The organism is Novosphingobium rosa NBRC 15208, from assembly GCF_001598555.1.
In the GTDB taxonomy this organism is placed as follows: Bacteria; Pseudomonadota; Alphaproteobacteria; order Sphingomonadales; family Sphingomonadaceae; genus Novosphingobium; species Novosphingobium rosa.
In genome coordinates, this window is the sequence record NZ_BCZE01000008.1 from 40,628 (window position 1) to 60,688 (window position 20,061).

Genomic DNA, 20,061 nt, shown 5'->3' on the forward strand with positions numbered 1-20,061 from the left:
CCGGGCAGCATGTCTGAGGTCAAGGCCTGGAGACCGGAGCCGGAAAAGCATGGCGACGGCCGAACAAGGGCAGTAGAGTCCGCAAGACAGACGCGACCGCTCCAGACAGGCGTTATTCAGGGCTTTAGGGGAAAGTGGTCGGGGAGACAGGATTCGAACCTGCGACATCTTGCTCCCAAAGCAAGCGCGCTACCGGGCTGCGCCACTCCCCGACGCGACACCGCCCTTAGGTTTGCCGAACAAGCAGCGCAAGCGTAAAAGCGACATGTCTGTGACAGACCTTCACGCAAAGCCCGCAAACACCTTGGGCCATCGCCCTTGTCCATCCTGACATTTGCCCGTCACGCAATTGCCGCTACACCGGACAGGAAAGGATTCTTCCCCCCTCATGACCCATCACTCGCTGCTTCACGACGGTTTCCTGCTGCTTGGCTTCGCCATGGTCTTTGTGCTGCTGTTCCGGCGGCTGGGTCTGGGCGCCACGCTGGGCTATCTCGTCGCGGGCGCAGTCGTGGGCCCTCAGGTGCTGGGTCTGGTGGGCGAGGCCGACCAGAAAATGGGCATCGCCGAGCTGGGCATCACCCTGCTGCTGTTCCTTGTCGGGCTGGAGCTGAACCCCTCGCGCTTGTGGCGGATGAAGCGCGATATTCTGGGCCTTGGCCTGCTGCAGGTCACCTTCTGCGGGCTGGCGCTGGCCGGCATGATCGCGCTGGGCACCGGCTTTTCCACCACCGCCGCTCTGGCGCTGGGTCTGCCCTTGGCGCTGTCCTCCACGGCGCAGGTGCTGCCGATGCTGCAGGCCTCGGGCCGGATGCGCACGCCCTTTGGCGAGCGCACCTTCGCCATCCTGCTGTTTCAGGATCTTTCGATCATCCCGCTCATCACCATCATCGCCACGATGAGCCGCAACCCGGCCGATGCCAACGGCCCTCCCGGCTGGCAGCTGGCGCTCTTCACGCTGCTGGCGGTGGCGGGTCTGATTCTGGCGGGCCGCTATCTGATCCGGCCCCTCTTCCGCCTGATCGGCAATCTGGGCGAGCGCGAGATGTTCATCGTCGCCGCGCTCTTCACCGTGATGGCCTCCGCCGCCGTGATGGAAACGCTGGGCCTCTCCACCGCGCTGGGCGCCTTTGTCGCGGGCGTGATGCTGGCCGACAGCCCCTATCGCCATGAGCTTGAGGCCGATGTCGAGCCCTTCCGCTCGATCCTGCTGGGCCTGTTCTTCCTGACGGTCGGCATGATGCTCAACCTGCATGCCATTGCCGAGCGCCCGCTTTTCGTCATCGCCATGGCGCTGGCGCTGGTGCTGGTGAAGACGCTGGTGATCTTCCTGATCGGCCTCGCCTTCCGCATGACATGGCGCGGCGCGCTGGCGCTGGGCCTGCTGCTGAGCCAGGGCGGCGAATTCGGCTTCGTGCTGTTTGCGCAGGCCCAGAATGCCTATCTGATCGCCCCGGATGCGGCCAGCCTGTTCGGCGCCATCGTCACCGTCTCCATGGCCACCACGCCTTTCCTGATGGCGCTCACCAAGCCGCTGCGCAAGGAGCCCGCCAAGCCCCAGGGCGAGCGTGAAGGCCCCGCTCAGGCCGATCAGGCCGCCGCCATCATCGTGGGCTATGGCCGCTTCGGCCAGACGGTGGCGCAAATGCTGATCGCCAGCGAAATCACCGTCACGCTGGTGGACCGCGACATCGAAATGATCGACATCGCCGAAAGCTTTGGCGCCAAGGTCTATTTCGGCGACGGCACGCGTCTGGACCTGCTGCGTCAGGCCGGAGCCGAGGAAGCCCAGCTGATCCTTTTCTGCCTCGATGGCGATCAGATCTCGCCCGATCTGGTCGAGGCGGTGCATCAGGCCTTCCCTCAGGCCGGGATCTATGTGCGCGCCTATGACCGCCGCGCGCTGATCCGTCTGAAGAAGTCGCCGGTCAGCCGAGTGGTGCGCGAGCTGATGGAATCGGCGGTGAAGATGGCCCGCCTCGCGCTGGAAGACAGCGGCGTGAGCATCGACGCCATCAACCGCGCCGAGGACATGTACCGCACCCGCGATCGCGAACGCCTGAAGATCCAGATCGAAACCGGCGATATCCGCGCCTCACGCGACAGGATCATCACCACCCCGATCAGCGACATGCCCGCCGTCGCCACCGAAAGCGAGCGCTGACGCCTTACCGGATCAGGCTGAGAAACAGCGTCACCGTCCCCAACGACAGCACGGTGGAGATCAGCACCGCCCGCGCGGTGATGCCCGCCTCGCGCCGGTAGAACTCGGCCACCATGAAGGGCCCGGTGCCGGTGGGCAGCGCGGCCAGCAGCGTGGCCATTTCCGCCAGCGGTCGCGACAGATGGAAGACATAGGCGGCCAGAACCCATGTGACGGCGGGCTGGGCGATCAGCTTCAGCGCCACCAGCAGGGTTGTGGCGCCGCCCTCCCCAGCCCCGCCCTCGCGTTTTTCCGCCAGAAACAGCCCCAGCGCCACCAGCGCGCAGGGCGAGGCCGCCGCGCCGAGCAGCTTGAAAAACGCATCGACCGGCCCCGGCAGCGCCAGCCCGAAGGCCAGCGGCACCCCGCCCAGCACCGGCGCCACCAGCAGCGGATTGCGCGCCAGAGACAGCGCCACCTTGCGCGCCATATGCAATGGATGCGCCTCGGCCTGCAGCCCCAGCTCGATCAGCACCAGCGCCACGGCGAACAGCACGCAGACCGTCAGGATCGCCGCGATCAGCGTGGGCGCCATGGCGCTCGGCCCGAACACGGCCAGCAGCAGCGGAAAGCCGATGAAACCGGTGTTGGCATAGGCCGCATTCAACGCATCGATCGCCGCATCGGCCAGCGGACGCCCCTTGCGCCAGCGCAGCGCCAGAGTCAGCGCGAAGACCACGCCCATCCCCAGCGCGCAGGCCGCCACAAAGCCCGGTTGCCAGATGTCATGCCAATGCGCCTTGGCCACGATGTCGAACAGCAGCGCGGGCAGCGCCAGCCACACCACGAAGCGGTTCAGCTCCCCGGTGGCATGCGGCCCCAGCACGCCGCTGCGCCGCGCGCCCCATCCGGCGAAAATCAGCGCGAAGATGGGCAGCACAATGCCCACGACCGACAACATTCAACGTCTCCACTGGCCAAGCTTGGGCGCTTAGACACCCCGCCCCCCACTGGCCAGCGCCTTTCCACGCAGACTTTCGTCGATAACGCCCCCTTGCGAGGCCGCCGACGCTTACCCTTGCGGCTCCGCCGCCTGTGCCCCACAAGCCCCTGATGAAACCGACCCGCCCCCTCAACGAAGGCCCGCCGATCACCCCCGCCGGCTTTGCCGTGCTGCGCGCCCGCTATGACCACCTGCTGGGCACCGAGCGCCCCCAGATCGTCGAGGTCGTCAGCTGGGCGGCGGGCAATGGCGACCGCTCCGAAAACGGCGACTACCTCTATGGCCGCAAGCGCATGCGCGAGATCGACCGCGAACTCGCGCACCTCGCCCGCCGCATGAAGGCCGTGCGCGTGGTCGATCCCGCCGGGCAGCAAGACCAGTCGCGCTGCTGGTTCGGCGCGACCGTGACCATCGCGGATGAGGACGACAACCACCGCAAACTCACGCTGGTCGGCGATGACGAGCAGGACGCGGGCAAGGGCATGATCGGCTGGTCGGCGCCCTTGTCGCGGGCTTTGCGCGGGGCGGCTGTGGGGGATCTGCGCCGGGTCGTGCTGCCGGGCGGGGATAAGGAGTGGGAAGTGATCGGGATCGAGTACCCGGTTAAGGGGTGAAGAAAGATCGATGCGAGGGGGTTACCCCCTCGCGCTCCCATGACGTCTTCCGGCGCATGGGCCGTGGCACCCGGTCGTAGCGCTCAGACTATCCACCTGCGGCGCCGCAGGCTCTAACCCGATAGCGCCCCGCCGCGAATCCAGCCTGCGGCGCGGCGACGTTGCTCCAACGCTGACCCCGATGCGCCACGCAGACAGCAAATGGGAGCGCGAGGGTGTAACACCCTCGCCTTGTCTCTTCTTAAAGTCTTGAAAAGAAATCGGGCCACAAGGAGCTTCCCTTCTCCTTGCGGCCCGCTCGCTTGAGACATGGCGCGGACAGGCTTGACTGCCCGCGCCTCTCGCTGACTGCGTCTCGCTTACGTATGCTCTCTAACCCGATTCCCTCGGCTTGGATGCTCTTTAAATGCGGGGCCCGTCACTTTCCCGCAACAGCGTATCTTTCCCGCCACAGGCACCCCCGCGCAATTTTACGCCTACAACGTATTCCATCACAAAAATGTCATTGCGCGATCTTTTCCAACATCACAAAGGCACTTCAGGATGAAAAACGTCGCTCCGGCTGGCCCGGCGCGAATCTGGAGGGATTTCGATGCAACTTCGCGCGGTCTGGCGGCCGGGATTCGTGGCGTCCCTGGCGGGCGCTCTGGCGCTGTCGTCGCCAGCTCAGGCCGCGGCGGCCACAACGGGGCCCAGCGGGTCGGATACGGTCTGGATCATGACGGCCTCGGCGCTGGTGATGCTGATGTGCCTGCCGGGGCTCAGCCTGTTTTACGGCGGTCTTGTGCGGGGGAAGAACTTCCTCTCGGTGCTGGTGCAGGTGGGCGCGATTGCGGCGGCGGCCTCGCTGCTGTGGGTGCTGGTGGGCTACTCGCTGACCTTCAACGGCGACATCGGCGGCTGGATCGGCGGCCTCGGCCAGTTCGGCCTTGCCCATCTGGCCCCGGTGCGCAGCGGCACCAACCTGCCTGAAAACAGCTTCGCCCTGTTCCAGCTCTGCTTTGCCGCGATCACGCCGGCGCTGATGGCCGGCGCATGGGTGGACCGCGCGCGCTTCGGCTGGGTCGTGGGCTTCTGCGCGCTGTGGGGGCTGGTGGTCTATGTGCCGGTGGCGCACTGGATCTGGGGCAATGGCTGGATGGTCACGCGGTTTGGCACGCTGGATTTCGCGGGCGGCATCGTGGTGCATACCACGGCGGGCGTCTCGGCGCTGGTGGCCGCATGGCTGCTGGGGCCGCGCATGGGCTGGCCCAAGACGCTGATGCTGCCGCATAGCCCCTCGCTGACGATGATCGGCGCGGGGCTGCTGTGGGTGGGCTGGTTCGGCTTCAACGGCGGGTCGACCTTCACCGGCAATGGCGCCGCCGCCAGCGCGATCCTTGCCACGCATACCGCCGCCGCCACCGCCGCCCTCACCTGGCTGGCGCTGGAGCGGATCGTGGTCGGCAAGCCCACCAGCATTGGCTTCGCCACGGGCGCTGTCGCCGGTCTGGCCACGGTGACCCCGGCGGCGGGCTTTATCGCGCCGGGCGCGGCGGTGGTGTTCGGCGCGCTGTCGGTCGCGATCTGCTTCCCGATGATCCATCTGGTGAAGAACCGCTGGCGCATCGACGATTCGCTCGACGTCTTCGCCGTGCATGGCGTGGGCGGCATGACCGGCTCGATCCTGCTGGCGATCTTCATCGCCCCCTCGCTGGGCGGCGCCGGTTATGCGCCGGGCATGGATTTCACGCGGCAGCTTGAAGGTCAGGTGCTGGGCGTGGTCGTCACGGCTGCGTGGTCGGCTCTGGCCAGTCTGGCGCTGGGCTGGGGCGTGGCCAGGATCCTGCCCATGCGCGCCGACGCCGATGAAGAGCGCGAAGGCCTCGACATCACCGCCCATGGCGAACGCGCCTGGGAGATGGATTGAAATCATGCGCTGAAACACGATGAAGTTGCTAAGGGGGCGGTCGATGCGACTGCCCCTTTTTCTTGCCCCGATTCTGGCCCTCTTCGCCGCGCCGCTGCTGGCAGCCCCGCCCGCCAAGGATGTGGTGCGCGAGGAACGACAGGTCATCATCCACGGCGTGAAGGAAACATGGCGGCTGATCTGGCGCGGCAAGCCCAAGGATAGCACCTGCAGCCCGCAGGATCTCGACACCGCCGTCGCCTGCCCTTGCAACAGCTTCGCCTATGCGCAGGAGGGCGTTCTGATCCTTGAACGCCAGCGCCCCCACGCCAAACCGGAACGCCTGCCCCTGGCCCCTTTCTTCGCGCAGGCGGGCTTCAGCCCCAGCGACGCCCCCACCGCCCTGCTGCAACGCTGGCCCTTCGACGTGGCCGACATCGGCCGCATGAGCCGCGACAACACCGCCCTGCGCGCCGAAATCCACGCCCGCCCGGCCCCCGCCATCATGCATCTCGTCGATTACAACCATGACGGGATCGCCAGCGAATTCCTGCTGCCCATGGGCAACTCCACCTGCGGCCACCGCTACGCCATCGTGGTGGGCATCACGCGCGACAACCCGCACCTCCACGCCTTCACCAGCAAGGCCCACCCGCGCCGCCCGCTGCTGCTGCAATTCCACGAGTGGCAGGCGCTGGCCACCTCGCCTCACCCGGCCCCCATCATCGACTGGCAGTGCAACGATCACGGCACGGACCGCCGCTCCATGCTGACCATCTCCGCCGACAAAGGCGAAATCCACGGCACGCTGGACCAATACGCCTGCAAGGCGCCGCCCCCGGCAAACCACGCCGCGAAGCCCAAAGGCAAACCCCGCCGCCTCTCCCGCAAGGTGATCTAGCCCCCGCGCGCCCTTTCTGTCATGAGAGCGCGATGAAGCGCCTGCTCCTGCTGCTCCCTCTTCTGGCCCTGCCCTCTTCCGCCCTCGCCCGAGACAGCCTCGGCATGTTCGGCGCATGGGGCGCCTTCCGCGACGCCGCCGTGCCCCGCTGCTACGCCATCGCCATGGCCGAGCCCGGCAGAGGCCCCCGCGCCTTCACCCCCTATGCCGATGTCGGCTCATGGCCAAAACGCGGCATGCGCGGGCAGTTCCATATGCGCCTCTCCCGTCACCTTGAGGCAGGCCGCCCCGTGGTGCTGAACATCAACGGGCAGAAATGGCGCCTCGCCTCGGGCGGAGGCGACGCATGGGCCCCCTCCCGGCGCGAGGACGCCGCGATCACCGCCGCGATGCGCTCGGCCAGCGGCATGGTGGTGAGCGCGCATGGGGCCGATGGCCATGTGTTCAGCGACAGCTACGTGCTGGACGGGGCGGCGACAGCGATGGATGCCGCGTTGTTGGGGTGTGCTTCGGATCGTTAAGAAGGGAAAGGAAGATGCGAGAGGGTGTAACACCCTTGCATGTCCTGCCTTCCTCCCCACCTATCTTTTTCCCGCAAAACGGCGTACAGGCCCGCGCCATGGCAGACATCGACATCCAGCTTCCCACCTCCATGCCCATTGCCGGTCACATCGACCCGGTGGTGACGCCGCGTGCCGTCACCGCGCGCCCTGATGGCAAGATCGACCTTCTGGGCCTGCCAAGGGCCGAGATCACCCGCCTGATGACCGAGGCCGGGCTGGATGCGAAGGCGGCGAAGCTGCGCGGCAAGCAGGTGTTCCACTGGATCTACCACCGCGGCGTCAGCGAGTTCGAAGCGATGACCGACATCGCCAAATCCATGCGCCCCTGGCTGGCCGAGCGCTTCGTGGTGGGCCGCCCGGAGATCGTCGTCTCGCAGCACAGCGAGGATGGCACGCGCAAGTGGCTGCTCAGCACGGCGGATGGCCATGAGTTCGAGATGGTGTTCATTCCGGACGCCGATCGCGGCACCCTCTGCGTGTCGAGCCAAGTCGGCTGCACGCTGAACTGCCGCTTCTGCCACACGGGCACGATGCGTCTGGTGCGCAATCTGACCCCGGGCGAGATCGTGGGCCAGGTGATGCTGGCGCGCGATGCCCTGGGCGAGTGGCCCAAGGGCGCGATGAACGGGCTGGATGACGAGGAAACCGAGGGCGACTACTCCGCCGATGGCCGCCTGCTGACCAACATCGTGATGATGGGCATGGGCGAGCCGCTGTATAATTTCGACAATGTGCGCGATGCCCTCAAGATCGTGATGGATGGCGACGGGCTGGCTCTGTCCAAGCGCCGCATCACGCTGTCCACCAGCGGCGTGGTGCCGATGATGGCCCGCGCGGGTGAGGAAATCGGCGTCAATCTGGCCGTTTCGCTGCATGCCGTGAACAAGGATGTGCGCGACGAGATCGTGCCGGTCAACCGCAAGTATGGCATCGAGGAGCTGCTTCAGGCCTGCGCCGATTACCCCGGCGCCAGCAACGCTCGCCGCATCACCTTCGAATATGTGATGCTGAAGGACAAGAACGACAGCGACGAGGACGCACGCGAGTTGGTGCGCCTGCTCAAGCAGTACAAGCTGCCCGCCAAGGTCAATCTGATCCCCTTCAACCCCTGGCCGGGCGCGACTTACGAATGCTCGACGCCCGAGCGGATCCGCCGTTTCTCGGAGATCGTCTTCGAGGCGGGCATCAGCGCCCCGGTGCGCACGCCGCGCGGCCGCGATATCGACGCGGCCTGCGGCCAGTTGAAGACCGCTGCCAAGAAGATGAGCCGCGCCGAGCTGGACCGTCTGGTCGAGGAAAAGCAGGCCGCTCTGGGCTGATCGCGCTTGGCTCGATGCGGGCGCGGGTCTAGCCTTACGCCCGCATGGACACGATCGCCTACGACCACTGGTTCACGCCCGCCGAGCTGATCGCGCTGACGGATCGCGTCGGCGCGCAGCTGGCCGAGACCTGCGATATCCGCTCCCAGATTGGCAAGCCCTATCGCGAGGCGTGGATCGCGGCGCGTTTCGCGGCGATGCGCGGTGCCCAGGCCGTGCGGCTGATCGGCGAGAAGCACTGGCAGACGCCCGATTTCGCGATCCATCTCGACAATCGCACCCTGCTCTTCGAAAACACCGAGGCCGACGACCCCACCCGCCAGCGCAACCGCGATTATCTGGACGCCTGCCACCTCTTCCTCTCGCAGGCCGATTATGCGGTGCTGGGGCCCGGACCCGTTGCGCCGGAACTTTACGCCCAAGAGATAGCCCGGCTGGTCGCGAAGAAATGCGCCAAGCATTATGCGCGCTGCGACGGGCTGGTGCTGCTCTCTCACGCAGCATGGATTGCAGGGATGCCCACGCCGCCCCAGAGCTGGTGGGAAGCGGCCTGCGCCGAGGCGCAAACCCACTTCCCCGAGGTCTGGATCTTCCACGACCGCGCCTTCCAGCGCCTTTTCGTCGAGGCTCAGACGCCCGTCAGCGTGCCCCCCACCGACACCGCCGCGACCTTGCCACCGACCCAGACGTCATCGCCCTCACGGCTGACATAGGCGCGGCCATCGGCGCCCACGCAGCGGCCCTGCGCGGCGACATAGGCCTCGCTCGCCAGCCCGGTTTCGAACAGATACTGCCCGAGACTGGCGTTCAGGCTGCCCGTCACGGGGTCTTCGATGATCGCGCCGGTCGCACCGGCGAAGAACGTGCGCACCTCCCAGTCGATCCCGGGTTCCTGCGACGGCCCGACAAGCGCCAGATCGGTCGGCACCGGACCGCGCGCGGGGCACTCCACCGCCAGCACCGCCCCGGCGCTGGCCAGTCGCAGCAATTGCCAGCCCGGCCCATTGTCGGCCCAGACGGCATCCAGCACGGCTTCACGCGGGAGATTGAGCAGCTTGAGCGCCTCGGCCAGCTCCGTTTCACCCAGCGGCCCGGAGCGGATCAGCGGCGGCGCGCGGAAGGCCAGCTTTTCTCCCGTGAGGCGCACCTCGACCAGACCCACGCCGCATTGCTGCATCACCACGCCTTCGCGAGCAGGCTTGCCGCCGGCGTTCAGCCATGCCCATGCGGTGCCCAGCGTGGGATGACCCGCAAAGGGCAGTTCCCCACGCGGGCAGAAGATGCGCACATGGTAATCCGCGCCCGGATCGGTCGGCGGCAGCAGGAAGGTGGTCTCCGAAAAGCCCAGCCAGCGGGTGAGCTTGATCATCTGCTCATCGCTCAGCCCCTCGCCGCCATGGACCACGGCCAGCGGGTTGCCCGTGAGAGGCCTGTCGCTCGGGAAAACATCGACCAGATCGAAATTCATGGGTGAATATCCTTTCAGGGGATCAGTTTAGGGCGAAAAAAGAAAGATGCGAGGGGGTAACCCCCGCGCGCTCCCATTTCGTCTCCCGACGATATCGCAGTGGTGCCGCAGGCATCAGGAGTCCTGCTTGCGGCGCAGCGACGTTGCTCTTTGGCCGAACCCTTGGCGCAACGCAGACATTCAAGGGCGCTTATGGCCCTCGCATTCTCCTTTTCCTTCTTGCCCCTATCCTCCCCTCCCCTTACCCAAACACAAATGACCACTCCCACCGTCCTCATCACCGGCGGCGCCAAGCGCATCGGAGCGCAAATGGCGCGCGCTTTCGGAGCGGCGGGCTGGCATGTGATCATCCATTATGGGCACTCGCGCGAGGACGCCGAGGCCTTGGCTCAAACGCTGCCCAGCGCAGAAACCGCGCCATGCGATCTGGCCGATGGCGATGCGGCGGTGGCCATGGTGCGGCGCCTGTCCGCCACACATCCAAACCTGCGGCTGCTGGTCAATTCCGCGGCGGTGTTTCGCTATGACGGGGGCGACGCCCTCGATCCGGCAATCTTTGCCGAGGCGATGCAGGTCAATGCGCAGACCCCGGCGCGGATGGCTCAGGTGTTCCTGAAGGGTGCCGATGATGGCCGCATGGTCATCAACATGCTGGATATGAAGCTGGCCAACCCCAACCCGGATTTCTTCAGCTACACCATGGCCAAGCATGCGCTTTCGGCCACGGTGCGAATGCTGGCGATGGCCTATCCGGCGCATCGCGTTTATGGGCTAGCGCCGGGCGCGATGATGCCGAGCTGGGACCAGCAGCCCGACGAGCATCTCACCAGCGGGCGGATGAACCTGCTGCAACGGCTGACCGATCCTGCGGAACTGGCCGATGCCGCGCTGTTCATGGCCGACGGGGTGCTGGCCAGCGGCGAGACGCTGTTTATCGATTCGGGGCAATTCCTGCTTTCCCAGCCGCGCGACGTGCTTTACCTGGCCCGCGCATGAGCCCGCTTTTCATCCTCCCCGGCCTGTTGTGCAATCTGTCGATGTTCTCGGCCACGATGGAGGCCTTCCCCGGCGCCAGCGGAATCGACGATTTCTACGGGCGCGAAACCAGCCTGAGCGCGATGGCGGAGTATGCTCTGGCGCGCGCGCCGGAGCGCTTTGTGCTGCTGGGCCATTCGATGGGCGCGCGCATCGCGCTGGAGATCATGCGCCGCGCGCCCGAACGTGTCGAAGCGCTGGTGCTGGCCGACACCGGCATCCACCCGATCCAGCCCAAAGAGCGCGAGAAGCGCTATGCCCTGCGCGACATCGGGCGCGAACAGGGCTTTGCCGCGCTGGTCGATACGTGGCTCCCGCCGATGTTGACGCCTGCCGCCTTGGCTGACACCGCGCTGGTGGCCGATCTGCGCGCCATGTGCATTTCCGCCGGGCAGACCCGCTTCGAGGAGCAGATCGAGGCCCTGCTGGCCCGGCCCGAGGTGGAGGGCCTGCTGCCCTCGATCGCCTGCCCCACCCTCTCCATCGTGGGCGAACTGGATCGCTGGAGCCCGGTGGCGCAGCATGAGCAGATCGCGGCGCTGATCCCCGGCGCGGCGCTGTCGGTGATTGCTGGCGCGGGCCATATGCTGCCTGCGGAAGATCCTGCGGCTTTCATCGGCGCAATCCGCAACTGGCTGGCCTGATCCCAGCGAGGAGCACAGGGCATGAGGCTTCGGCCCCATGCGTCGCTCTCGCCGGAAGACGGAATGGGAGCGCGAGGGTGTAACACCCTCGCACCTTCCTTTTCCTTCTTGCTTCCCGCCCCCTTCCTCCTTGCCCCTGCCCCCCCCGCCTGCTAGTCGCCCGCGCTGATCCTATCCCTCCCAGCGGAGCGCCTGCCTCATGTCTGACATCAAGCGCGTCGTTCTCGCCTATTCCGGCGGCCTCGACACTTCGGTCATCCTCAAGTGGCTTCAGGTCACCTACAATTGCGAGGTGGTGACCTTCACCGCCGACCTCGGCCAGGGTGAGGAACTCGGGCCGGCGCGCGCCAAGGCCGAGCTGATGGGCGTGAAGCCCGAGCATATCTACATCGACGACCTGCGCGAGGAATTCGTGCGCGATTTCGTCTTCCCGATGATGCGCGCCAATGCCCGCTATGAAGGCGACTATCTGCTGGGCACCTCCATCGCGCGCCCGCTGATTTCCAAGCGCCTGATCGAGATCGCGCGTGAAACCGGTGCCGACGCCGTGTCGCATGGCGCCACCGGCAAGGGCAACGATCAGGTCCGCTTCGAGCTTTCGGCCTATGCGCTGGAGCCGGGCATCAAGGTCATCGCCCCCTGGCGCGAGTGGGACCTGACCAGCCGCACCGCGCTGATCGCCTGGGCCGAGCAGCACCAGATCCCCGTTCCCAAGGACAAGCGCGGCGAGAGCCCCTTCTCCACCGACGCCAACCTGCTGCACACCTCGTCGGAGGGCAAGGTGCTGGAAGATCCGTGGTCGGAAGTGCCCGATTACGTCTACTCGCGCACGGTCAACCCCGAGGACGCGCCTGACGCCCCCGAATACATCGAGATCGAGTTCGAGAAGGGCGACGGCGTGGCCCTGAACGGCGAGGCGATGAGCCCCGCCACCCTGCTGGCCGCCCTGAACGATCTGGGCCGCAAGCATGGCATCGGCCGTCTCGATCTGGTCGAGAACCGCTTCGTGGGCATGAAGTCGCGCGGCATGTACGAAACCCCGGGCGGCGAGATCTATGCCCGCGCGCATCGCGGCATCGAATCGATCACGCTGGATCGCGGCGCGGCTCATCTCAAGGATGAGATCATGCCCAAATATGCCGAGCTGATCTACAACGGCTTCTGGTTCAGCCCCGAGCGCGAGATGCTGCAGGCCGCCATCGACCATTCGCAGGCCAAGGTGTCCGGCACGGTGCGTCTGAAGCTCTACAAGGGCGGCGCCTATGTGGTGGGCCGCAAGTCGCCCCACTCGCTCTATTCCGAACGCCATGTGACCTTCGAGGATGACGCCGGCGCCTATGACCAGAAGGACGCGGCTGGCTTCATCAAGCTGAACGCGCTGCGTTTGAAGCTGCTGGCGAACCAGAAGTAAGAAGAAGGGATAGGTGCGAGGGTGTTACACCCTCGCGCTCCCATTCCGTCTCCCGGCGCAAGGTTTGCTCTGTGCCGAAGCCGAATGCCCCGCCCTCACCGGCGGGGTTTTCATTTGTCGGTGGCAGGTGCCGCATTGCCGATCATGTCGATCTTGAAGCTTTTGTCTCTGGCGCTGACATAGATCAGCTCCGCCACAAGGCAGGTCATTTTCCCAAATCGGGTTTCGTCGAAAGCCTCGGGCGCGGACCGCAGCATCACGCCATCGCGGCTTGCCATAAGAAACTCCCCCGGCTTGCCGCCGCACCGCTGTTCCAGCGCCTGAGCAAACAGACCGTTCGAGGCAAAATCGGATCTTGCGGGAAAGCCCGCCAGCAAACCGCGCTTTTCCAACGCCGTGGTGGCGTAAGCCAGCATCTTCTGCCGATCCAGTTCCTCCTGCTGATCGGCATAGGCTTGTTGCATGGCCGCATTTTTGTAAGTGACCACCTCAGGCCCGGCAGCCTGCCGAATACAGCCGAACATATCCTTGGTGGCGCCGGCTGGTTCATCGATGATGATCTCGATGCTCTGCAACTCCTGCCGATAGACGACAGTCAGCCCTCCGGCCTTCAACCCGCACTGCTGCAGCTTCTGTTCAATCGCATAGGTTGAGGGCGGCGGAGCAGGCGCATCAATCATACCAACCCCCATATGTTCAACGAAGACGACAACCTTCGCAGCCCGCTGCCTTGGCGGGATATCAAACCCCGCCAAGGCCCGGCCTACTTACTTCCGCTTCAACAGCGGCTTGAGATAATGCCCGGTGAAGCTGGCCTTGTTCTTGGCCACCTGCTCTGGCGTGCCTTCGGCCACGATGGTGCCGCCGCGCACGCCGCCTTCCGGGCCCATGTCGATCAGCCAGTCGGCGGTCTTGATGACGTCGAGATTGTGCTCGATCACCACCACGCTGTTGCCCTGATCGACAAGGCGGTGCAGCACCTCCAGCAGCTTGCGCACATCCTCGAAATGCAGGCCGGTGGTGGGTTCATCGAGTACGTAAAGCGTCTTGCCGGTGGAGCGCCGCGCCAGTTCCTTGGCCAGCTTCACCCGCTGCGCCTCGCCGCCCGAAAGCGTGGTGGCCTGCTGCCCCACCTTCACATAGCCCAGCCCCACTTCGTTGAGCATATGCATGCGCTCACGGATCGGGGGCACATTGGCGAAGAAGCTTTCGGCGTCCTCGATGGTCATATCCAGCACATCGGCGATGGAATGGCCCTTGAACTTCACCTCCAGCGTCTCGCGGTTGTAGCGCTTGCCGTTGCACTCCTCGCAAGTGACGTAAACGTCAGGCAGGAAGTGCATCTCGATCTTGATGAGGCCATCGCCCTGACAGGCCTCACACCGCCCGCCCTTGACGTTGAAGCTGAAACGCCCGGCCTTGTACCCACGCGCCTGAGCCTCGGGCAGACCCGCGAACCAATCGCGGATCAACGTGAAGGCACCGGTGTAGGTTGCCGGGTTAGACCGCGGCGTGCGACCGATAGGCGACTGGTCGATCTCGATCACCTTGTCGCAGTTTTCCAGGCCCACGATCTTGTCATGCGCCCCGGCGATCACCCGCGCGCCATTAAGCGTGCGCGAAGCCCCGGCCTGCAGCGTATCAAGCGTCAACGTTGACTTGCCCGAGCCAGACACACCGGTCACGCAGCAGAAGGTGCCCAGCGGGAACTTTGCCGTCACACCCTTCAGATTGTTGGCCCGCGCATTCTCGACCACGATGGACAGGCCATTGCCCTTGCGGCGCTCCTTGGGCACCTCGATCTTGCGCGCGCCGGTCAGATACTGGCCGGTCATGCTGTTCGGGTTGGCCAGAATATCGGCCAGCGTGCCCTCGGCCACCACCTCGCCACCATGCACACCCGCGCCCGGCCCCAGATCGACGACATAATCGGCGGCGCGGATCGCGTCCTCGTCATGCTCGACCACGATCACCGTGTTGCCCAGATCGCGCAGGCGCTTCAAAGTCGCCAGCAGCATGTCATTGTCACGCTGATGCAGGCCAATGCTCGGCTCATCCAGCACGTAAAGCACGCCCGAAAGCCCGCTGCCGATCTGGCTGGCCAGACGGATACGCTGCGATTCACCGCCCGAAAGCGTGCCGCTGGTGCGATCCAGATTGAGGTAATCCAGACCCACATTGTTCAGGAAACCAAGCCTTTCGTTGATTTCCTTCAAGATGGCCTTGGCGATCTGCTTCTGCTGATCGGTCAGCTTCTCCTCCAGCGTGGAGAACCACGCCAGCGCATCCTGCACGCTCAGCCGCACGCCATCGGCGATATCGCTGCCCGCCACCTTCACGGCCAGCGCTTCCGGCTTCAGGCGCTTGCCCTCGCAGACCTCGCAAGGCTGGGCGGTCTGATACTTGCCCAGCTCCTCGCGCATAAAGGCGCTTTCGGTCTGCAGCATGCGGCGGTTGAGGTTGCCGATCACGCCCTCGAAGGGCTTGGTGACGGTGTAGAGCTTCTTGCCATCCATAAAGGTCAGCGGCACCGGAGTCTTGCCCGTGCCATAGAGGATGACGATCTTGGCCTCGGCGGGCAGATCGATCCAGGGCGTTTCCAGCGCGAAACCGTAATGCTTGGCCAGCGAAGCCAGCACCTGCATATAATAAGGCGACGGCGGGTTCGACTTGGCCCAGGGCACCACCGCCCCCGCCTTGATCGACAGGCCTTCATTGGGCACCACCAGCTGCGGATCGAACAGCAGCTTCTCGCCCAGACCATCGCAGGCCGGGCAGGCACCCTGAGGCGCGTTGAAGGAGAACAGACGCGGCTCGATGCTCTCAATCGTGAAGCCGCTGACCGGACAGGCAAACTTCTCGCTGAACACTATGCGGTTCAGCGGCACACCCGCGCCCTTCAAATTCTTCGACTTGGCCTCGCCCTCGCGCCCCGGCACCACGCCATCGGCAAGGTCAATGTAGGCCAGCCCATCGGCCAGCTTCAAAGCCTGCTCGAAACTGTCGGCCAGACGGCTCTGGATGCCATCCTTCACCGCCACGCGGTCGACCACCACCTCGATGTCATGCTTGTACTTCTTGTCGAGCGTCGGCGCGTCCTCGATGGCATACATCTCGCCATCGATGCGCAGGCGCGTGTAACCCGCCTTCTGCCACTCGGCGATTTCCTTGCGATACTCGCCCTTGCGGCCGCGCACGGCGGGGGCCAGCAGATAGGCGCGCGTGCCCTCGGGCAGGGCCATCACGCGGTCCACCATCTGGCTGACCGTCTGCGCCGCAATCGGCAGTCCGGTGGCGGGCGAATAAGGCACACCCACCCGCGCCCAGAGCAGACGCATATAATCGTAAATCTCGGTCACCGTCGCCACGGTGGAGCGCGGGTTGCGGCTGGTGGTCTTCTGCTCGATGGAGATCGCGGGGCTCAGCCCGTCGATATGCTCCACATCGGGCTTCTGCATCATCTCCAGAAACTGGCGCGCATAGGCCGACAGGCTCTCGACATAGCGCCGCTGTCCCTCGGCATAGATCGTATCGAACGCCAAAGAGGATTTCCCCGAGCCCGAAAGCCCGGTGATGACGATCAGACTGTCTCGCGGCAGCGTGATGTCCACGCCCTTGAGGTTATGCTCACGCGCGCCGCGCACGGTAATATGGGAGAGACTCATAAAGGCCCGTGTTCCAGATTTGTTCGATTGTGGCAAGTACGAAGCGGTGTTCCGAAACCTTGGCCGAAAGGGCAATAGGCACAGGCCCGCGCGCATCCCCCATCATGTGGTAACGAGCAAGGATAACGACAAGCCCTTCTTAACCATGCAAGGCGTGCCCGCGTTAAGCGATTAACGGTTAAGGCCCCCGTCCGTGCCGCTTTGGAACGGCGGCAAATCGACAGATGCGACGGATGGTTGAACCGTCTAGGCGACAGGCTGTCCTATTTCTGCAAAGGTCTTACGGATGCAACCGCGCCCGGGTGACATGGCTGAAACTCCGCTCCACGCGCTGGCAGACCTGCCGCGCGCGGCGGATTTCCATGCCCGTTTCTCGCGCCGCAAGCCGCTGACCATCGCCCGCGCCCGTCGCCATCATCTGCATCAGGCCGTGGGGCTGCGCGCCGCCGCGGTCTCGATCGCCGCCGTGGTGGTGATGGCGGCCAGCTGGCAGGTGCAGGCCCAGCAGCATGGCAATGGTTTCGCCGCCCTCACCGAGGACGACAGCGCCCAGCAGATCACCCCCATGCCCTTCGAGCGCCCCGGCGAAAGCTTCCCCGGTTCGGCCTGGTACTATCTGGCCGCGTGGGACCAGCTGCCCGGGGATGGCCAGCAGACCCTCACCCCCGGCGCGCATAATGATGGCGATCCCGATCCGCTGCCCACCCTTGCCGGCCCCGCCGGTTCGGCGCGCGCCCTGATCGCGGCGGCGGCGGGTCAGGACCACGACCGCGCCCTGCAATGCCTGACCAGCGCCATCTATTACGAAGCCGCCAGCGAGCCTGACGATGGCCAGCGCGCGGTGGCTCAGGTGGTGCTGAACCGCGTGGCGCATCCCAGCTTTCCCAAGACGGTCTGCGGCGTGGTGTTTCAGGGTTCGGAGAAGACCACCGGCTGCCAGTTCACCTTCACCTGTGACGGCGCTCTGGCCCGCCTCCCCAACCGCTATTTCTGGGAACGGGCGCAGGCCGTCGCGCGCGCGGCGCTGGCCGGTTACGTCTTCCGCCCCGTCGGGCTGGCGACGCATTACCACACCTTTGCCGTTCACCCCTATTGGGACGCGGCGATGAATTTCATCGGCCAGATTGGCGCGCATCGCTTCTACCGCCTGCCCGGACCTGCGGGCGAAGGCGCGGCTTTCCGCTTCGCCTACGCCGGCGGCGAACCGCTCGCCGCCCCCCACGCCCGCACCGGCCAGAGCGCCGATCTGCTGGCCACCGCCGATCCGCTGGCGGTGGAGCGCGCCTATGACGCCAGCCTGAAACAGGCCGGAGGCAGCCCGGCGCAAGTGCAGGTCGCCGCCGCCAGCGCGCCCGTCGAGCCTGCGCCCGCCTACACCGATGACGTCATCCGGCGCGGCGGCGACAAGGCCTATCGCGCCACAAGCCTGCCCGGCAGTGAAGGCATCCGCGAGGACTACCGCAACAGCGGCCAGTGGATCGGCACGCCGCAGTAAGCGGGCCGATCCATCGTTTCGGCGCAATTTACACAGCGCAACATTTCGATAACCAAGCCGGATCACAAAGGTTTAGGCCCTTGGAGCTAGACCGACCGCGTCGCCAAGGTTCACAAACAAGCAAATCCAAGGAAGTCGTCCCCCATGTCCATTCGTTTCGCAGCAGCAGGCAGCGGGGAATGTAAAGCAGTCGCGCGGGTGCTGTGCACCCCGGCCCTGACCATGGCGGCCAACGATGCCGATGCACCGATCAGCGCCGATGCCCTGCTGATCAGCACGCTGCGCCATTTCGCCCTTCACGGATTGAACGCCGCCGCCGAGGCGCGCCGCCTGACCCTGCTGGCCCAGCAGCGCGGCGACCGTGATCAATCGCACCACTGGCGCGCCGTCTGCCGCCAGCTCGACCGCCGGATGGCCGATGCGATCGGTTCGCCGCGCCGCCGCTAAGGCGCCCGCCATCCAGCATCGGGCCCGGTCGGCAGACTCGGGCCCGTTAGCGTTACGAGTCGGCCTTCATGGCCGCCCGCCTAACCGTCCTCGATGCGTTTTCCGCATCGAGCGATGCGCCAAGCGCAAGCCAAACCTTCGGTTCACGTACCAGACAGGTTCATTTTTGTAACGAAACGTGCATTTTCCCCGAGTTATCGCTATTGCGAATGAATTGCGCAAACTCTTTGCATCCCTATGTGTTTCGTGCCTTGCAATGGCCTGCGCAGAGGAATAGGGCACCCTCCAAATCCAACCAAGGGCCCCCGCGCGCTTGCGGGACTGTGCGGGAAGCCCGGATCGATCAAGCTCTGTCAGCGCCTCACTCCCGGGGCGCCGGTGGAAGCCCGCAAGAGCGTAGAGGACTGGAAGTTCATGGCACGCAAGAAGATCGCCCTCATTGGCGCCGGCAACATCGGTGGTACGCTGGCTCACCTGGCCGCGCAGAAGGAACTGGGCGACATCGTCCTCTTCGACATCACCGAAGGCATCCCCCAGGGCAAGGCGCTTGACCTGTCGCAGTGCGGCCCGGTCGAGGGCTTCGACGCCAAGATCACCGGTTCGAACGACTATGCCGACATCGCCGGCGCCGACGTCATCATCGTGACCGCCGGCGTGCCCCGCAAGGCCGGCATGAGCCGCGACGACCTGCTCTCGATCAACCTGAAGGTGATGAAGGCCGTGGGCGAAGGCATCAAGGCCAACGCGCCCGACGCTTTCGTGATCTGCATCACCAACCCGCTCGACGCCATGGTCTGGGCGCTGCGCGAGTTCTCGGGCCTGCCCGCCAACAAGGTCGTCGGCATGGCCGGCGTGCTGGACTCGGCCCGCTTCAGCACCTTCCTGGCCTGGGAATTCGGCGTCTCGATCCGCGACGTGAACACCTTCGTGCTCGGCGGCCACGGCGACACCATGGTGCCCGTCACGCAGTACTCGACCGTCAACGGCATCCCCGTGCCCGACCTCATCAAGATGGGGCTGAGCACCAAGGAAAAGATCGACGCCATCGTGGCGCGCACCCGTTCGGGCGGCGGCGAGATCGTCGGCCTGCTCAAGACCGGTTCGGCCTTCTACGCGCCCGCCGCTTCGGCGATCGCCATGGCCGAGGCCTATCTGTTCGACCAGAAGCGTATCCTGCCGATCGCCGCTTACGTTGACGGCGCTTACGGCGTTGACGGCCTGTATGTCGGCGTGCCCGCCATGATCGGTTCGGACGGCGTGGAAAAGATCGTCGAGATCGAGCTGGACGAGGAAGCCAAGGGCAACCTCCAGATCTCGGTCGATGCGGTCAAGGAACTGCTGGTGGCCTGCAAGAACATCGATCCTTCGCTGGCCTGATCCAATCGCAAAGGTGTCCGCTTTGCAAAGCGGGCACCTTTTGCCAATCTTTTCTTATTATAGGCCGCCTGCCTCTCTATCGGAGACA

At 65.4% G+C, this 20,061-nt stretch carries 17 protein-coding genes and 1 tRNA gene; 13 read left to right on the plus strand and 5 right to left on the minus strand.

Annotated features, from left to right (window positions below; translation table 11 throughout):
• Window positions 1-135: 135 nt before the first annotated feature.
• Window positions 136-212: transfer RNA gene (locus SR3_RS03565), tRNA-Pro, on the minus strand.
• A 176-nt stretch (window positions 213-388) separates the two neighbouring features.
• Between SR3_RS03565 and SR3_RS03570 the strand changes: the two genes are divergently transcribed.
• Entirely contained in the window at window positions 389-2,164 is a 1,776-nt protein-coding gene (locus tag SR3_RS03570) for a cation:proton antiporter domain-containing protein (protein WP_068080819.1), read from the plus strand.
• Between the two features lie 4 nt (window positions 2,165-2,168).
• On the opposite strand, the gene SR3_RS03575 is transcribed toward SR3_RS03570, so the two are convergent.
• Window positions 2,169-3,104: an AEC family transporter gene (locus SR3_RS03575; RefSeq protein WP_068080822.1), complete on the minus strand. Its 936-nt coding sequence runs from the start codon at window positions 3,102-3,104 to the stop codon at window positions 2,169-2,171.
• A gap of 152 nt (window positions 3,105-3,256) precedes the next feature.
• On the opposite strand from SR3_RS03575, the gene SR3_RS03580 reads away from it, so the two are divergent.
• The 6 genes from SR3_RS03580 to SR3_RS03605 all read left to right on the plus strand — a co-directional run bounded on the left by SR3_RS03580 (window position 3,257) and on the right by SR3_RS03605 (window position 9,144).
• Window positions 3,257-3,760 (plus strand): GreA/GreB family elongation factor, encoded by a 504-nt coding sequence (locus SR3_RS03580; RefSeq protein WP_068080830.1) that lies wholly within the window; start codon window positions 3,257-3,259, stop codon window positions 3,758-3,760.
• Window positions 3,761-4,352: 592 nt separating this feature from the next.
• Window positions 4,353-5,669: an ammonium transporter gene (locus SR3_RS03585; RefSeq protein WP_068080832.1), complete on the plus strand. Its 1,317-nt coding sequence runs from the start codon at window positions 4,353-4,355 to the stop codon at window positions 5,667-5,669.
• 43 nt (window positions 5,670-5,712) lie between these two features.
• A complete protein-coding gene (locus tag SR3_RS03590) occupies window positions 5,713-6,549 on the plus strand; it encodes a hypothetical protein (protein WP_068080838.1) in 837 nt (278 codons plus the stop codon).
• 32 nt (window positions 6,550-6,581) lie between these two features.
• Window positions 6,582-7,070 (plus strand): hypothetical protein, encoded by a 489-nt coding sequence (locus tag SR3_RS03595; protein ID WP_068080841.1) that lies wholly within the window; start codon window positions 6,582-6,584, stop codon window positions 7,068-7,070.
• A gap of 98 nt (window positions 7,071-7,168) precedes the next feature.
• The gene (gene rlmN, locus SR3_RS03600) at window positions 7,169-8,431 is read left to right on the plus strand and encodes a 23S rRNA (adenine(2503)-C(2))-methyltransferase RlmN (RefSeq protein WP_068080844.1); all 1,263 of its coding nucleotides are present in this window, start codon (window positions 7,169-7,171) and stop codon (window positions 8,429-8,431) included.
• 44 nt (window positions 8,432-8,475) lie between these two features.
• Window positions 8,476-9,144: a hypothetical protein gene (locus SR3_RS03605; protein ID WP_068080847.1), complete on the plus strand. Its 669-nt coding sequence runs from the start codon at window positions 8,476-8,478 to the stop codon at window positions 9,142-9,144.
• On the opposite strand, the gene SR3_RS03610 is transcribed toward SR3_RS03605, so the two are convergent.
• Window positions 9,060-9,899, minus strand: coding sequence for a PhzF family phenazine biosynthesis protein (locus tag SR3_RS03610; RefSeq protein WP_068080849.1), 840 nt, complete (start codon window positions 9,897-9,899; stop codon window positions 9,060-9,062). The two genes, SR3_RS03605 and SR3_RS03610, sit on opposite strands and share 85 nt — an antisense overlap.
• A gap of 255 nt (window positions 9,900-10,154) precedes the next feature.
• On the opposite strand from SR3_RS03610, the gene SR3_RS03615 reads away from it, so the two are divergent.
• The 3 genes from SR3_RS03615 (at window position 10,155) to SR3_RS03625 (ending at window position 12,989) form a co-directional block, all read left to right on the plus strand.
• Entirely contained in the window at window positions 10,155-10,895 is a 741-nt protein-coding gene (locus tag SR3_RS03615; RefSeq protein ID WP_068080852.1) for an SDR family oxidoreductase, read from the plus strand.
• Window positions 10,892-11,578: an alpha/beta fold hydrolase gene (locus SR3_RS03620; RefSeq protein ID WP_068080856.1), complete on the plus strand. Its 687-nt coding sequence runs from the start codon at window positions 10,892-10,894 to the stop codon at window positions 11,576-11,578. The genes SR3_RS03615 and SR3_RS03620 overlap by 4 nt, the downstream gene beginning before the upstream one ends.
• 199 nt (window positions 11,579-11,777) lie before the next feature.
• The gene (locus SR3_RS03625) at window positions 11,778-12,989 is read left to right on the plus strand and encodes an argininosuccinate synthase (protein ID WP_068080859.1); all 1,212 of its coding nucleotides are present in this window, start codon (window positions 11,778-11,780) and stop codon (window positions 12,987-12,989) included.
• 110 nt (window positions 12,990-13,099) lie between these two features.
• Here SR3_RS03625 and SR3_RS03630 read toward each other — a convergent pair whose 3' ends face one another.
• Both SR3_RS03630 and uvrA read right to left on the minus strand, forming a co-directional pair.
• The gene (locus SR3_RS03630; RefSeq protein ID WP_068080861.1) at window positions 13,100-13,669 is read right to left on the minus strand and encodes a hypothetical protein; all 570 of its coding nucleotides are present in this window, start codon (window positions 13,667-13,669) and stop codon (window positions 13,100-13,102) included.
• An 87-nt stretch (window positions 13,670-13,756) separates the two neighbouring features.
• Window positions 13,757-16,654, minus strand: a complete 2,898-nt coding sequence (gene uvrA / locus SR3_RS03635) for an excinuclease ABC subunit UvrA (protein WP_068080863.1) — start codon at window positions 16,652-16,654, stop codon at window positions 13,757-13,759.
• A 307-nt stretch (window positions 16,655-16,961) separates the two neighbouring features.
• On the opposite strand from uvrA, the gene SR3_RS03640 reads away from it, so the two are divergent.
• From SR3_RS03640 to mdh, 3 genes are all read left to right on the plus strand, one after another.
• Window positions 16,962-18,149: a cell wall hydrolase gene (locus SR3_RS03640; RefSeq protein WP_245653754.1), complete on the plus strand. Its 1,188-nt coding sequence runs from the start codon at window positions 16,962-16,964 to the stop codon at window positions 18,147-18,149.
• Between the two features lie 144 nt (window positions 18,150-18,293).
• Window positions 18,294-18,596, plus strand: coding sequence for a hypothetical protein (locus SR3_RS03645; protein WP_068080866.1), 303 nt, complete (start codon window positions 18,294-18,296; stop codon window positions 18,594-18,596).
• Window positions 18,597-19,010: 414 nt separating this feature from the next.
• Window positions 19,011-19,973 (plus strand): malate dehydrogenase, encoded by a 963-nt coding sequence (mdh, locus tag SR3_RS03650; protein ID WP_068080869.1) that lies wholly within the window; start codon window positions 19,011-19,013, stop codon window positions 19,971-19,973.
• Window positions 19,974-20,061: the final 88 nt, after the last annotated feature.